Here is a 14773-nt window from a genome sequence, read left to right as displayed (position 1 = left end):
TTATTGCGGGACGCGCGAAGGAGTGGATGCCATGATGCCATGACAAAAGGGTGAGGCTTCGAGGCCTCACCCTTGCGTCGTTTCGTCCGTGTCAGTTACTTCGTCAGAGGCTCCGGGGTGGGAATGCGCGGCAGCATGTCGGGACGTGTGGCCGCGTTGTAGGTGAACCATGCTTCGATCATGGCACCCTGCATCACGTCGTCCTTCTGCACGCGATCGTAGGTGTCGGCGTTGGAGTGGTGGGTACGGGTACCGTACTCGAGGCTATCCTGCATGAAACCGATGCCGTTGAGGCCGATCCACGAGAAGGCGGTCGAATCGGTGCCGCCGGGCGAGAGGGTGGGTCTGAACTCCGCTCCCGAGACCGCGACGATGTGCTGGTCCTTGATCGGCTCGATCCAGGACTTGAAGATCGCCGCCGTCTGCGGGCTGCCTCCGGCCGATACGCCGCGGAATCTGCCCGAGCCGCCGTCGTCGTTGAAGTACACATCGAGCTTGTCGTACTCCGGGGTCTTCTTCATGGTGTCGCGCGGGGCGAAGTGCTGCTGCACGTAGGCGGTGGATCCGAAGACACCTTCCTCTTCGCCGCCCCACAGGGCAATCCGGACGGTGCGGGCCATGGGCTTGTGCAGCGTGGTGAGAATGCGCACGGCCTCCATGGCGACCGAGGATCCGGTGCCGTTGTCGGTGGCTCCGGTGCCGCCCTGCCAGCTATCGAAGTGGCCGCCGAGCATGACGATCTCATCTTTCTTCGTGGTTCCCGGAATCTCCCCGATGACGTTGAAGGCGTTCTGGTCTTCCTTCTGGTACTCCACCTGGACGTCGAAGGTGACTTTGGGCGTGATGTTGTGCTGCAGCAGGCGGACCATGCGGTTGTACTGCTCGGCTGCGATGGCGACCATCGGAGGCGGAATGGGGTCCTTGGGGTTCTCGGAGCCGCCGTAGGTAGAGAAGATGGTGCCGCCGTCGCCGTTGTAGCCGGGCGTCAGCACTACGGCTGGAGCTTCTTCCTTCAGGAAGGCATTGAGCTCGTTGCGCAGAGCCCGGTTGCCGGAGAGAGCCTGCGACGTGGGGGTGAACTCCCAGGTGCCTTCGCCGGGGCGACCGCGTCCGCTGGGGTCGCGATTGGCTTCGGGCGAACCGGGAACGGCGGCTGGGCGGCGACCACCTTCTCCGCCACCGCGTGGGCCGCGTGCGAGGATCTCCTCATCGGTGGGGGAGGGCTGTGCGTCGGCCTTGGTATGGAGGGTCAGGGGAGCGGGGTCGAAGATCAGTACGATCTTGCCCTTGAGCTTGCCATGATACTTGGCGAAGTCTTCCCTGGAGTGGATGGGTGCCCACATCGCGTCGGCAGTGATGGGGCCGTTGGTTCCGGGTGTCCATGCCAGCGGGAAACCGCTGAACGCGGCATAGGCCGGAGTCTCCATGGCACCGTAGAACTTCTTGATCTGCCATCCATAGCCGAACGGCCATTTTTCGAGATGCACGTTCTGGAGACCCCACTCCTTCATCTGCTTCATGGCCCACTCGGCGGCGGCGCGGTGGTTGCGGCTGTTGTTGACGCGCGGGCCGTAGACCTCGGACATGTAGAAGAGGTTTTCCATGACGTGGGAGTCCTGAAAGGCCTCGTGCTTGATCTGTGCGAGGGTAGCCACATCGACTTTGTCCCCAGCAGTCTCCTGCGCGGGCGCGGACGAGAGGAGCAGAAGGGCCGTGGCGGCAACGGCTGCCTGCCTGAAGCGGAGCAGATACATGGAGGTTCTCGCTTTCGAAAGAAGAAATCTGGTTAACAGGAGTGACTTGTTCGAGCAGCACGGTGTGCTGTGGCGGAGATTTTTTGAATTTTGGTAATGGGACAACGCTATCGGATTCGCGTGCGGGACGCAATCGGCCGTGAGGGATCGCGCCCTGCGCTGTGAGAGAGCGGTAGGTTTGTTGCGAACGGGCAGGTTGCGGGGCGGGTTTCGTCCGCTTCTGGTCTCCGGGCTGCTTCTACGGTGAGTGTTTCCACGGGCCCTTTACTTGGTAGCAGCTTCAGTCCCAATTGTTCCTGCAGGGCGGAGAAGACGGACGGGGCATGGGCGCTCTCGTCGCTGGTGGTCTCCTCAGGGCGGAAGTGGAGCGTGATGTCGTAGACGCCGGTCAGTCCGGTTGCATCGTTGACGGGCAACGCGGGGAACCGGCCGATCGGGAGCAAGCCGCGTGTGCCCTGGTCTCAGACGAGAGACCAGGGGCGCCCGGCGTTGTGGCGGTTCTAGCGGAGGGCGGACTCGACTTCGCTGATCCAGTTGCCGGACTTCAGGATCTCGCGGGGCTTGGAGCCGTCGGCGGGGCCTACGAGGCCGTCGCGCTCCATGAGGTCGATGAGGTGGGCGGCGCGGCCGTAGCCGATGCGCAGGCGGCGCTGGAGAAGGCTGGTTGAGGCCTTGGAGAACTCGAAGACGAGGCGGACGGCGTCGTCGTACATGGGGTCGTTGTCGTCGGCCGAGGGCTCGGAGCCGTCGTGGTCGCCCTTCTCGTCCTTGGGGCCTTCGAGGAAGCCTTCGACGTATTCCGCCTCGCCCTGGGCGCGCCAGAACTCGGTAACGGCGGCGATCTCCTTCTCAGTGACGAAGGGGGCGTGGACGCGCTGGAGACGGCTGGTGCCGGGGGGGAGGAAGAGCATGTCGCCGCGGCCCAGCAGGCTCTCGGCGCCGTTCGAGTCGATGATGGTGCGCGAGTCGACCTTGGTGGCGAGGCGGAAGGACATGCGGGTGGGAACGTTGGCCTTGATGAGACCGGTGATGACGTCGACCGAGGGGCGCTGCGTGGCGAGGACGAGGTGGATGCCGACGGCGCGGGCCATCTGGGCGAGGCGGGTGATGGACTCTTCGACGTTGGAGCGGTCGAGCATCATGAGGTCGGCGAGCTCGTCGATGACGATCATGATGTAGGGCAAGGGCTCCTGGTTGACGTCCTCGAAGAGGTACTCGGAGCCGGAGGCGAAGAGCTTGTTGAACTGGTCGATGTTGCGGACGTGGTTGGCGGCGAGGAGCTTGAGGCGGCGCTCCATCTCGCGGACCGCGTTGCGGAGGGCGTTCGCCGCGAGCTTGGCCTCGGTGATGATGGGGGTGAAGAGGTGGGGGATGCCCTCGTACATGCCGAGCTCGACGCGCTTGGGGTCGACGAGGATCATGCGGACTTGTTCGGGCGTGCTCTTGTAGAGGACGCTCATGATCATGGCGTTGATCGCGACGGACTTACCCGAGCCGGTGGAACCGGCGATGAGGACGTGGGGCATGGCGGCGAGATCGGCGGTGACGATGGCTCCGTTGATGTCTTTTCCGAGAGCGATGGCGAGTTTGGACTTGCTTTGCGCGAACGACTCGCACTCGACGACGTCGCGCAGCCAGATGGTCTCGCGGTTGTGGTTCGGGATCTGGATGCCTACGGTGGACTTGCCGGCCATGCGCTCGATGAGGATGGACTCGGCGGCCATGGCGAGGCAGAGGTCGTCGGCCAGGCCGGTGACGCGGGCGTACTTCACCCCGGCGTCGGGGCGGAACTCGAAGGTGGTGACGACCGGGCCGGGGTTGATCTGCGTGACGGTGCCATCGACGCCGAACTCGGCGCACTTTTCAACGAGCACGCGGGCCTCGTCGCGGAGCTCTTCTTCGCGGACGATGGCCTGTTCTTCCGAGCGGTAGAGCAGGGACGACGGCGGCAGCTTGTAGCCGCGAATGGACTTGGGTGTGATGGCGACGGACTTGATGTCGGCGTCGGCGCGGCGGCCAAAGGAGATGCTCTGGGGGGCGGCGGCTGGCGGGGGCGGTAGAGGAGCAGGGGCGGGAGCGCGCTTTGGCAGGAGCGTCGGGCCGGCGGCCGCGGTGGCGCGCGGTGCGGCGGGTGGCGTGGGTAGGGGAGCCATGCCGGCCAGGGGCAGAGGGCGGGCGTTGGCGAAGAAGTCGTCGTCCTCGGGTTCGCGCGGAGAGGGTTCGCGCGTTGTGGGCTTTGCTGCAAAGACGTCGCGTCCACCCTCGTGAAAGGTCTCGGGGAAGTCGGCCGGCTCGGGGCGCGGAAGGGGTGCGGCGGCGGCGAAGAGGGCTTCGGCATACGGCGCGGCAGCGGCTGCGGCGGTGCCGAGGGCGGTGACGGGCGGAGCGTCCACGTTGGTGCGGCGCATCTGCTGGAAGAGCGAGACGGGCTCGGGCTGGTAGGGCTGGTCGCTTTCGGCGGGGACGGGCTCTTCGCTCTTGCGTTTGCGGCGCTTCCACCAGCCAAAGAGACCGCCGAGGAGGGTGGTCGGCTCAGGCGCAACCTGAAGGGATGCGGTGGGGACCTCTTTGTCGGAGGGCAGGCCGTCCGGATAGTCGCGGAGGTTCTGCTCGCGGAGCTTGCGGGCGGCGACTTCGCGCTTGCTCTCGAAGCCGTTCAGCTCGGCGTCGAGGGCCTGGCGGCTGGACTTGTGCTGACGCCATGCTTCGTAGCGCTCGCGCAGGCCTTCGATAAAGGAGAAGTGGGTGAAGAGCCACTGCCGCGCAGTGGAGAAGGTAAAGGTCGTTGCGAGGTAGAGCGAGACCGCGACCATGAGGGTGGTGACGATGGCGGTGCCGGGCAGGTTGAGGAAGTGGACCATGCCGTCGGCGAGGATGCGTCCAGTGAGGCCTTCAAGGGGAAGCGCATGACGCCAGAGCAGATGGTGGGGAATCAGGGCGATCGCGACGGGAGCGAAGAAGACCCAAAGGGCGAGGCCGACGTTCTTGGCGAGCGGAGAGCCCGCGGGCTTCGAACGCATCCAGCAGATGCCGAGGCGCATCATCAGGACCGGCAGGAGGAAGACGGCGACTCCGATGATCTGGAGGCAGGCGTCGGAGAGGTAGGCTCCGAAGAGCCCGGCCCAGTTGTGCGCAGGACGGGCTGATCCCGTTGCCGCGGCGCTCGCGTATCCGCCGGCGGTGTTGAAGGAGGGGTCGGAGGGGGTGTAGCTCACCAATGCGAGGAGGAAGAGCATGGCCGCGACCAGGACGATGAGGCCGAGGATCTCGTTAAGGCGACGATTTCGGGTTGGCGTCGAGTCGAGCCGGAGTGTCTTCATAGTCTCTTTTCCTGGTCCCTGACTCCGAATGGATGGAGATCGGAGCAGATTCGATTATCACGTTCCATTGGGAAGAAAAGGCAAAAGAGATAAACGTGGAATCAGGATGCAAACCCACAGCCCTTGGGGGCATCTAGATATGCAGTACACACTTGCCGCCGGTGTACGACCCCCGGCGGACCTTAGCATCGAACGGCTGGCAGGGGAGCGGGATTTTCGACCTTTCTCCCGCCTGCCACCGGCCCAAGGAGAAGGTCTCTGCAGCCGGTGGACCCTGCCTCAGCCTACTTTTATGGTTTTGAATGACTGCCTTCGGGCGAGAAAATGGGGACTTGTCTATGTCGGATCCGTCGAATAAGTTGAAGGAATCAGAGAAGATTTTGAAGGAAGTCATCGACGTGTTGCACGATGGCCAGTTGGGTTTCGCGCACATCGGTGAGCATGTGAAGGATGAGCAGTTGAAGCGATACTTCCTGGCTGAGAGCCTGAAGCGCGCGAGCTTTCGCGGTGAGTTGGAAAATGAGCTCCATCGCGATGGCGTGCATGACATCAAGAGTGAAGGCACCGTCAGCGGCACGCTGCACCGGACCTGGGGCGATCTGAAGGCGAAGCTTGGTTTCAGCGACCACCAGCTTCTGGAGACGGCGGAGCAGGGCGAGGATGCGGCGAAGAAGGTGTACGCCGATGCGCTCTCGCAGGATCTTCCGCTGCCGGTTCGGCAGTTGCTGACCGAGCAGCAGAGTCATATCCTGACGTCTCACGATTATGTGAAGTCGCACCGGGATGCTCTGGTCGCGAAGTAACTCCTCTATAGTCAGAGGGGCAAGTCGGTGGTGGGCCTTGGGGCTCGCCACCGATTTTTGTTGCACGGAGGATTATGGCGCGGATTCTGTTCGGGGTGCTGTTTGTTCTGGCGGGCATGCTTCACTTCGTGAAGCCCGGGATGTACGTGAAGATCATGCCGCCGATGGTGCCGGCTCCGTGGATGATGGTGTACCTCAGCGGTGTGGCGGAGATTCTGGGTGGCGTCGGGGTGCTGGTTCCGGTTACGCGGCAGGCGGCGGCCTGGGGGCTGGTGGCGCTGCTGGTTTGTGTGTGGCCGGCAAATTTCTACATGGCGATGAGGCCGGAGCTATTTCCCGGAATTCCGGTTTGGGCTCTTTGGGTGAGGGTGCCGATGCAGATGCCGATGATCTGGTGGGCCTGGATGTATACGCGAGGGTGAGCGGCTTTGCTTCGCCTCATTACTGCGTGTTCTCAGTCTCCACGCCTGCTCGGAAGCGTAACCCAAACTCATTCTGGGTTCGGTGCGCGCCGTAGAGAAAGCCGGCCCCAATGAGGGATAGGAAAAGGGAGAAGAAGGGGCCGTCCGCATCGTGGAAGGCCCAACCAGATGTGGTGCCAGAAAGCATCTTCAAGTCCGTGACGTGACGGTCGTATTCCACATAACGGGCCGTCGCCCTTTCCTTTTCGACGATGGATTTAGGGGTTTGTCCCTCAATGCGGAGGCGGGGGGGAGGGAATCCTTCGCCAGTTATCGTCAAGGTCGTGGAGACGTATTTGCCGTAGTGAAACGAGAGGTCGCTAATAGATCCCGTCACCTCATGTCGTGGCGAAATCGCCACGAAGAGCAGAGTGCAAAGGCCAAATTCAAGGAAAGCGCAACCGGTCAGCAAGTTGCCGATGGCTCTCCACTTCGGTCTCTTCGGTGGCCCAGACCTGCCGCCGCCCGAGCGGATCAGGCACGCGACGCCCAGGAAAAGCAGCGCGATAAAGAGTCCGTTGACGGTGCTCTCGGAAGGTAAGGGCACCTAGAAGCCCTTGGTGTGGAGGAAGAAGACGACGCCCGAGGCCAGGATGCAGTAGATGCCGAAGAGGTACCAGCGGCCGGATTCGAGCCAGCTTGAAAGCCACTTCAGCGCAACCAGGCCGGCGAGGAATGCGAAGACCGCACCGAGGAGGCTGGTCATGAGCGTGGCGTGGAGGTCGATGGGGGTGCCGAGAGCGGCGGCTTCCTTGGTGGCCTTGAGGAGGCGGTGGGCCTCGACGAAGACGACCGGAGGGGTGAGGACGACGGCGAGGGCGAAGGAGAAGCGCTCGGCTTTCTCCTTCAGAGCGCCGGCGAGCATGCCGGTGGAGATGGTCGCGCCGGAGCGGGAGAAGCCGCGAAAGGGGAGGCAGACGCCCTGGATGGCACCCATCCAGAGGGCCTGCGGGGTGGTGAGGATGGCATCGCCTGTGTGCTCGGCTTCGAGCTGCTTCTTTTCGCGGAGACCGGCGATGAGGATGAGGATGCCGGCGGCGAGGAGGGCGGGGGCGATGATGTCGAGGCGGCCGAAGAGCTCTTCGATCTCCGCCTTGGGGGCTCCGGGGAAGGCAATCTTTTCGATGATCTTCTTGAGGGGGTAGCCGATGATGCCGGTGAGGGCGGTTGCTGCGATCAGCTTGACGGCAAAGGACTTGAAGGCGTCGGCGGAGGCGAAGTAGGCGCTCTTCCACTGCTTCCAGAAGTAGGCGATGACGGCGAACATGGTGCCGGTGTGGAGCATGACGAGCAGAAGCGTCATCTGCGGGGTCGTGGGGTCGAGGCCCAGGAGCTTTTCGGCTACGACGACGTGGGCGGAGCTGGAGACGGGAAGAAGCTCGGCGAGGCCCTGCACAATGGCCAGGAGGATGACTTGAAGGATCGGCATTCCGTTATGGTAACGGCGGAGGGTGAATTTAGCCTGAAATTTGTGGGGTGATTCCGGGTGTCGGAGTGGGTTCCACAGCGAGCTTCGGGTGCTGACGTTTTGCCAGCCAGCGGAGACTCAGGCCCGCAAGCCAGATGACTCCTCCAGCAACGGCGGTCCAGAACCATCCGCGTGACTCCCGGGCCGGAAGAAGATTGGCGCGATGGAGAAGGCTTGCGAACAGCAGGAGAGAACCGATGGCGTAGAGCCGGTCTCCAATGGTACGGGTTGTCATGCAGTTGGCACCCAGGTGAGATCGGGATCAGTGTACAAGAGGTGGACTAATCCCGGTCGTTCCCGTAGATCGGGATGTTTTGCGCCACCTTATAGGCGATGGCTTCGGCGCGCACGGTGAAGTCGGAGTCTGGGTATTTGGCGCGCATCTGCTGGGCGATGGACTGGGCGTGGGCGGCGGCGGCCTGGGCGCGTTTGTGGTTCTCCTCCACCTCGTACATCGCCACGAGCGAGCCCTGGCGGAAGGCGGCTTCGTACAGAGCTTCAGCGGCGCGTGGGCTCGCCGGATTCCGCTCCGCGTACTTCTCGTAGAGCGCAGACTCCTGCTCGGGGCACTTGGGCAATCCCTGCCAGTCGCCGCAGAGCTTGTTGTCGAGCATCTCGTAGGCGGCTTTGGCGGCCTGGGGGGAGCCGGGGAAGAGCTTGATGACCAGCTTCATCTCGCCCTCGTACATACCGGGGCGGAGGCTTGGGTCCTGCTCCTTGGCCGAGGGCAGGGTGGCTTGATCGCGCTTGTCGATCTGCCAGCGGATATCGGCGGAGCGCCAGGCGGATTCGGCGGCCAGCGGCGATTGGGGGTAGTAGGTGGCCACGCGGCGGTAGAGCAGATGCGCGGCGGAGGCGGCGTCGGCGGGGGCGTGGGGCTGGGAGGCGGCGAACTCGTAGTTCGCCGCCGCGCCGTAGAGGATTCTGTCGCCGTTGGGGCTGGTGGGGGTGATGATGCCCTTGTCGCGGATCCATCCGGAGGCTGGTGTGGGATCGTCGTCCTTGAACTCCGGCTCATCGCGGTCATCGGTGACGTCGCGGACGTCGGTGTTGGCGAAGACGCGCACCCAGGGGCCGGAACGCTCGGCGATGACGACCTCGTGGCCAGGATTCACGACTGCCGCGCGCTGCGAGGAGTCGTCGGGTGCCACGTAGACGTTGGCCGGATGCAACAGGGTGGCTTTGGCGGAGCGGTCGTAGCCCGACTGGTTGTCCTTCTTCTGCTTCTGGGCAGGAAGAAACGTCGTGGGAAGGAGAGCCAGCAGGATGACATGGGCCAGGCGCATATCTCGATTAGACGTGAAAAGTGTCGATGTGGGAACAGGCAAAAGAATGTGGGAAGAGGCGGGAAAGGCGGGAAAGAGAGGCCCGTGGAACGACAACGGCAACTGCTTCTGGGCTGAACCGCAGATGCGAACTGGCTGGCGTCGGGAGAAGGCGGGGCGGGTATGGCGGTCACGGCGATGGGTATATCGCTTAGCCATGAGGTTCGTGCGTTTTTGTTTTGGCTTCTTTTTCCCGCTTTTCCCGCTTTTTCCCACAATCGGTTGCTTGTTCTCCGTTTTAAGTGTCTCAGGATCAACATGTTGAAATTAAATGCAACTTTCTTGACAGTAACTCACTCATATGTGAAGATCGGTAAGTCGAGAGAAAGGCCCGGCCGACCCGGGTGTGGGTTCAAGGAGAGAGATTTATGGGAAAGATTATCGGGATTGATTTAGGAACGACGAACTCCTGCGTGGCCGTGATGGAAGGCGGCGAGCCGAAGGTGATTGCGAACGAAGAGGGTGGCCGTACTACGCCGTCCATCGTGGCCTTTACCAAGAGCGGAGAGCGTCTGGTGGGACAGGTGGCGAAGCGTCAGGCGATTACGAACCCTGAGAACACCGTGTACTCCATCAAGCGCTTCATGGGCCGCCGCATGAACGAAGTCGGCGACGAGATGAAGATGGTGCCGTACAAGGTGATCGCCAAGGGCGATAACGTCGGCGTGCTGGCGCAGGGCAAGGAGTTCACCGCGCCGGAAGTGTCGGCGATGATTCTGCAGAAACTGAAGAAGGCTGCCGAGGATTACCTGGGCACCTCGGTGACCGAGGCCGTCATCACGGTTCCTGCGTACTTCAACGACGCGCAGCGCCAGGCCACCAAAGATGCAGGTAAGATCGCCGGTCTGGATGTGAAGCGTATCGTCAACGAGCCCACTGCGGCTGCGCTGGCGTACGGTCTCGACAAGAAGAAGGACGAGACGATTGCTGTGTACGACTTTGGCGGCGGTACGTTCGATATCTCGATCCTCGAAGTAGGCGACGGCGTGATCGAAGTGAAGTCGACCAACGGCGATACGCACCTTGGCGGCGATAACCTCGACGAGCGCATCGTGGAGTGGCTGATCACGGAGTTCAAGTCGGAGACGGGCCTCGATCTGCGCAACAAGGGCAACGAGATGGCGCTGCAGCGTCTGCGCGACGCGGCCGAGAAGGCGAAGATCGAGCTGTCGACGGCGCAGGAGTCGGAGATCAACCTGCCCTTCATCACGGCGGATGCGACCGGACCGAAGCACCTTGTCCGCAACCTGACCCGTGCCAAGCTCGAGTCGCTGGTGGATGACCTGTTGCAGCGTTCGATCGGACCCTCCAAGCAGGCCATGAAGGATGCCGGTGTGGATGCGTCGAAGATCGACGAGGTGGTTCTCGTCGGTGGCCAGACCCGCATGCCCGCGATCCAGAAGCTGGTGAAGGAGTTGTTCGGCAAGGAGCCGCACAAGGGTGTGAACCCGGATGAGGTTGTGGCGATCGGTGCGGCTGTTCAGGCTGGTGTGCTCGCCGGCGAAGTGAAGGACCTGCTTCTGCTCGACGTGACCCCGCTGACGCTCTCCATCGAGACGATGGGCGGCGTGGCGACCAGCATGATCCAGCGCAACACGACGATTCCGACCAAGAAGACGGAGACCTTCTCGACCGCGGCCGATAACCAGACCGAAGTCGAAGTCCACGTCCTCCAGGGCGAGCGTCCGATGGCTGCGCAGAACCGTACGCTGGGCAAGTTCAAGCTGAGTGGCATTCCCACGGCTCCTCGTGGAGTCCCGCAGATCGAGGTCACCTTCGACATCGATGCAAACGGCATTCTGAACGTGACGGCGAAGGACAACGCGACCGGCAAGGATCAGAAGATCACCATCACGTCGTCTTCGGGTCTGAGCAAGGAAGAAGTCGAGCGCATGGCCAAGGACGCCGAGGCGCACGCGGCCGAGGACAAGGAGCAGCGCGATGCAGTTGAGGCGCGCAACGGTCTCGACTCGATGGTCTACAACGTCGAGAAGATGATCAAGGACGGTGGCGAGAAGGTGGACGCGAGCGACAAGACCGAGGTTGAGTCTGCGCTGGCGGAATCCAAGGCGACGCTGGCCGGAACACCGACGGCTGCTGAGCTGAACGCCTCACGCGAGAAGCTGACGGCGGCGAGCCACAAGCTGGCCGAGGCGCTCTACAAGGCCAACGCAGCGGCTCCGACGGATGGCGCGACGGCCGATGGCGGCGCGCAGGCTGAAACGAAGAAGGACGAAGGCGTCATCGATGCGGAGTATGTCGACGTCGATCACAAGTAATCGTCCTGAAAGAACCGGAAGCATGTTTCTTGCGTAATACGAACAGAAGAGCTTGAGGGGCGTTCCGCATGGGGTGCCCCTCAAACTTTATCCGTCGATGATGCAAGTCAAAGCGTCCAATAGAAGAAAAGAGTGTTCTGATGTTTAGAAGCAACGGCGATGGTAACTGGATGAACGGCTTGGAGTTCAATCGGATGACCGGGGGTGGTGCAATGGGCGACACGATGTGGAGATGCGATCAGGTACGGGCGGGGCAGTTGTACAGCCGCGTCATGTTCGACACGCAGGAAGAGGCTCTGGAGTTCGTGCAGAAGATGCAGCGCATCGAGCCGGACCAGATGTTCTCAGTGGAAGCGATCGAAGCTCGGCAGGTGTGGAACTAACGATGCATGCGCTGTGTGCCATGATCGCGGCCGACTGGAGCGAGGTGCAGGCTTTAGCGACCGTGATCCTGGTGCTCACCAGCGCGGGTGCGATCGGCTATGCGGCGCTGCAGTTGAAGCAGGAGCGAGAGTATCGCTCGGTTGCCAATCTTGAGAAGCAGTTGACGGCGTTTCAGGGCGACTCGTTTGTCGCGGCGCGCAAGCGTCTGGCGCAAGACAGGCTGGTGGATGGCGTTCTGCTTCCGCTGGAAAAGGATGCTCCGCCGGCGAGCGCGCTTGAGGTGCTGGATTTCTACGATCACATCGGGCTGCTGGTGAAGAAGGGCCACCTTGAGCTCTACGATGTCTGGCATACGTTTTATGAGTGGGCGCAGCCGGTGTATGTGGATCTCCGGGCGCTGGTTGAGGAGCCGGATAGCCAGTTCCACGATCATTACCACTATCTGCGCAGGCTGATGCGGAAGATGGACGAGCTGCAGATTACGCGGATGCACGCGCAAAGCGCGAATCACTATGCGTTGTGGACGCCGCACCGCATCATCGACCACTACCGGTATGAGCTGGAGTCGGGCGGTCGGCTGGTGCGCAGGACGCGTCGGAAGGCTGAGGAACAGGCGACAGCGGTCGCGATTTAGAAGAGGGAGTGGGCGTGCCAGAGGGGAATGAGCTTCATCGGTGGGCGAAGATGCAGACCGAGGCGTTTGGCGGAAAGAAGGTGCGCGTGGAGGGCCCGAACGGGCGGTTCGCCGATGCCGTTCTGCTGGATGGGCGCGTGTTGCGCGAGGTGATGGCCGTCGGCAAACACATCGGTTACGACTTTGGTAAGGATCGCAAGCTGCATGTCCATATGGGTCTCTATGGAGACTTCACCGAGGGCACCGGGCCGGCCCCGGAGATGCGTGGCGCGCTGCGTCTGCGGATCTCGACCAAGAGTGACTGGCTGGAGCTGCGTGGGCCTACCGATTGCTCGGTTTGGACCGATGAACAGTGGGAGGCGTTGAAGGCGAGGCTTGGCCCGGATCCGCTGAACGACGATGATCCCGAACGCGGCTTCCAAGCGATCCTGGCGAAGAAGACGACGTCGATCGGCGCTTTGCTCATGGACCAGACGGTCTTCTCGGGCATCGGCAATATCTACCGTGCGGAGTTCCTGTTTCGCGCCCGCGTCAGCCCGTTTCGCGCAGGCGCGCAGATGACGCGTGAGGAGTTGAAGGCGATCTGGAAGGATGCCCTGAAGCTGATGCCGGAGGGCATGGTCGACCGGCGCATCGTGACGACGAAGCCTCCGGACAGGCCGCACAGCAAGGGGCCGGCACTGGACGAAGAGGTGAACTACGTCTACCGGCGCAAGGGCAAGCCGTGTTTCGTATGCGGCACGAAGATTGAAATGAAGGTGATGGCTGGGCGCAACCTCTTCTGGTGCCCCACCTGTCAGGCAGCGTAATCAAACAAGTTCAGGAGTAACGATGGCGACGCAGACAAAGGACTATTACGGCACGCTTGGCGTGAAGAAGACGGCGACGCAGGACGACATCCGCAAGGCGTTCCGGAAGCTTGCACGCAAATACCACCCGGACGTGAACCCGAACGACAAGAAGGCCGAAGAGAAGTTCAAGGAGATCTCGGAGGCGAACGATGTGCTTTCGGACGAGAAGAAGCGCAAGGTCTTCGACCAGTTCGGCTTCTACTCCGACAATATCGACCCTGCGGCGGCTGAGGCTGCGGCACGGGGAGGCTCGGGCTTTCCCGGCGGCGGAGGCTTCCGTTCGGGCGGCGCGGGTCGCGGTGGGCAGGAGGTTCCGTTCGACTTCGGCGGGTTCGATTTCTCGGACTTCCAGGCGCGCGGCGGAGGAGCCCAGCAGCAAGCTGGTGGAGGATTTGGCGGAAGCTTCCGCGATGTCTTCAGCGGTATCTTCAACGGCGGCGGACGTGGTGCCTCGCGTGGGCCGCAGCCGGGGACCGACCTGGAGTACCAGGTCAGCGTGGACTTCTGGACGGCGGTGCGTGGTGGTGTGACCAAGCTTGAGATCACGCGCCAGGAGACGTGCCCCACCTGCAAGGGGCGCACGACGACGGGTGGAAGCGGAGAGTGCCCGGAGTGCCACGGCTCCGGCCAGGTGACGCAGATGGGCGGACGGATGAAGTTCAACATCCAGTGCCCGCGCTGCGGCGGAACGGGACGCGCGGATCATCCCTGCGGTACCTGCCACGGGCAGGGCGTCGTGACGAAGAAAGAGCCGTTGGAGTTCCGCATCAAGGCCGGTACGCGCGATGGCCAGAGGATTCGTCTGGCTGGCAAGGGCAACGCCGGGGTTGACGGCGGAGCAGCGGGCGACCTGTTCCTGATCATCAAGACGGGCATCCACCCTGTCTTTACGCGTTCGGTCGACGATATCTATGTGACGGTTCCGGTGACGGTGACCGAGGCCGCTCTCGGTGCGAAGATCGATGTGCCTACGATCGACGGAATCGCCCAGTTGAAGATTCCGCAGGGCACGCAGACGGGCCAAAAGCTGCGCCTGCGCGAGAAGGGCGTCGTTTCGGCGGCGCGCGAGGGGCTGCGCGGAGACCAGATCGTCGAGGTGAAGATCGTGGTGCCGAAGGTGCAGGATGAGCGGTCGAAGGAGATTCTGCGCGAACTGGCCAAGCTGAATCCGGAAGATCCTCGCGAGGGGCTGTTTACGGAGGTATAAAAGGAGAGCATGAAGCAGCCCTCTGCGAACGCAGATTGGGAAGACGAATTCGAGATGGCCCCGGGGTATGGTTTCTCGAAATGGACTCTGAATCCGTTCGCGGAACGGGCTTCGCAGGCGGAAGCGCCTCCACCAGGTCAGTAGTATTCTGGCGTGGCGTGATGTCCGGATCCCGATTCGCATGGGACTCGAATAAGGCGGGGTCGAATCTTCGGAAGCATGGCATCAGCTTCTGAGAGGGGAAGACGCTCTTCGAGGATCCGGATGAGTTGATGCTTCCTGACCCG

The 14773-nt window shown here is 62.5% G+C and carries 14 protein-coding genes; 7 read left to right on the top strand and 7 right to left on the bottom strand.

Features of this window, described 5'->3' with window-relative positions; translation table 11 throughout:
- Positions 1-95: 95 nt before the first annotated feature.
- The 3 genes from BM400_RS20725 to BM400_RS20715 form a co-directional block, all read right to left on the bottom strand.
- A complete protein-coding gene (locus BM400_RS20725) occupies positions 96-1754 on the bottom strand; it encodes a M28 family peptidase (protein WP_089843531.1) in 1659 nt (552 codons plus the stop codon).
- A gap of 107 nt (positions 1755-1861) precedes the next feature.
- A complete protein-coding gene (locus tag BM400_RS20720) occupies positions 1862-2197 on the bottom strand; it encodes a TIGR03435 family protein (RefSeq protein ID WP_089843529.1) in 336 nt (111 codons plus the stop codon).
- Positions 2198-2254: 57 nt separating this feature from the next.
- The gene (locus tag BM400_RS20715; RefSeq protein ID WP_089843526.1) at positions 2255-5074 is read right to left on the bottom strand and encodes a DNA translocase FtsK; all 2820 of its coding nucleotides are present in this window, start codon (positions 5072-5074) and stop codon (positions 2255-2257) included.
- A 380-nt stretch (positions 5075-5454) separates the two neighbouring features.
- Here BM400_RS20715 and BM400_RS20710 point away from each other — a divergent pair, with 380 nt between their 5' ends.
- Positions 5455-5877 (top strand): PA2169 family four-helix-bundle protein, encoded by a 423-nt coding sequence (locus BM400_RS20710; protein ID WP_342714612.1) that lies wholly within the window; start codon positions 5455-5457, stop codon positions 5875-5877.
- 74 nt (positions 5878-5951) lie between these two features.
- Positions 5952-6299 (top strand): DoxX family protein, encoded by a 348-nt coding sequence (locus BM400_RS20705; protein ID WP_089843521.1) that lies wholly within the window; start codon positions 5952-5954, stop codon positions 6297-6299.
- 19 nt (positions 6300-6318) lie between these two features.
- Here the strand turns inward: BM400_RS20705 and BM400_RS22235 are convergent, their stop codons facing one another.
- From BM400_RS22235 to BM400_RS20685, 4 genes are all read right to left on the bottom strand, one after another.
- Positions 6319-6750: a hypothetical protein gene (locus tag BM400_RS22235; protein WP_175529175.1), complete on the bottom strand. Its 432-nt coding sequence runs from the start codon at positions 6748-6750 to the stop codon at positions 6319-6321.
- 135 nt (positions 6751-6885) lie between these two features.
- The gene (locus tag BM400_RS20695; RefSeq protein WP_089843517.1) at positions 6886-7767 is read right to left on the bottom strand and encodes an undecaprenyl-diphosphate phosphatase; all 882 of its coding nucleotides are present in this window, start codon (positions 7765-7767) and stop codon (positions 6886-6888) included.
- A gap of 28 nt (positions 7768-7795) precedes the next feature.
- The gene (locus tag BM400_RS22230; RefSeq protein WP_089843514.1) at positions 7796-8041 is read right to left on the bottom strand and encodes a hypothetical protein; all 246 of its coding nucleotides are present in this window, start codon (positions 8039-8041) and stop codon (positions 7796-7798) included.
- 46 nt (positions 8042-8087) lie between these two features.
- Entirely contained in the window at positions 8088-9092 is a 1005-nt protein-coding gene (locus tag BM400_RS20685; protein WP_089843511.1) for an SH3 domain-containing protein, read from the bottom strand.
- 407 nt (positions 9093-9499) lie between these two features.
- Here BM400_RS20685 and dnaK point away from each other — a divergent pair, with 407 nt between their 5' ends.
- The 5 genes from dnaK to BM400_RS20660 all read left to right on the top strand — a co-directional run bounded on the left by dnaK (position 9500) and on the right by BM400_RS20660 (position 14486).
- Positions 9500-11410, top strand: a complete 1911-nt coding sequence (dnaK, locus tag BM400_RS20680) for a molecular chaperone DnaK (RefSeq protein ID WP_089843510.1) — start codon at positions 9500-9502, stop codon at positions 11408-11410.
- A 140-nt stretch (positions 11411-11550) separates the two neighbouring features.
- Positions 11551-11793: a hypothetical protein gene (locus tag BM400_RS20675; protein WP_245782061.1), complete on the top strand. Its 243-nt coding sequence runs from the start codon at positions 11551-11553 to the stop codon at positions 11791-11793.
- Between the two features lie 2 nt (positions 11794-11795).
- Positions 11796-12428: a hypothetical protein gene (locus tag BM400_RS20670; RefSeq protein WP_089843508.1), complete on the top strand. Its 633-nt coding sequence runs from the start codon at positions 11796-11798 to the stop codon at positions 12426-12428.
- Between the two features lie 14 nt (positions 12429-12442).
- Positions 12443-13237, top strand: a complete 795-nt coding sequence (locus BM400_RS20665; RefSeq protein ID WP_089844010.1) for an Fpg/Nei family DNA glycosylase — start codon at positions 12443-12445, stop codon at positions 13235-13237.
- Positions 13238-13259: 22 nt separating this feature from the next.
- Positions 13260-14486: a DnaJ C-terminal domain-containing protein gene (locus BM400_RS20660; protein ID WP_089843505.1), complete on the top strand. Its 1227-nt coding sequence runs from the start codon at positions 13260-13262 to the stop codon at positions 14484-14486.
- The last annotated feature ends 287 nt before the right edge of the window (positions 14487-14773 follow it).

The organism is Granulicella pectinivorans (assembly GCF_900114625.1).
Taxonomy (GTDB): Bacteria; Acidobacteriota; Terriglobia; order Terriglobales; family Acidobacteriaceae; genus Edaphobacter; species Edaphobacter pectinivorans.
The sequence above is the reverse complement of the archived record's forward strand: the minus strand, read 5'-3'. Positions and strand labels throughout refer to the sequence as shown.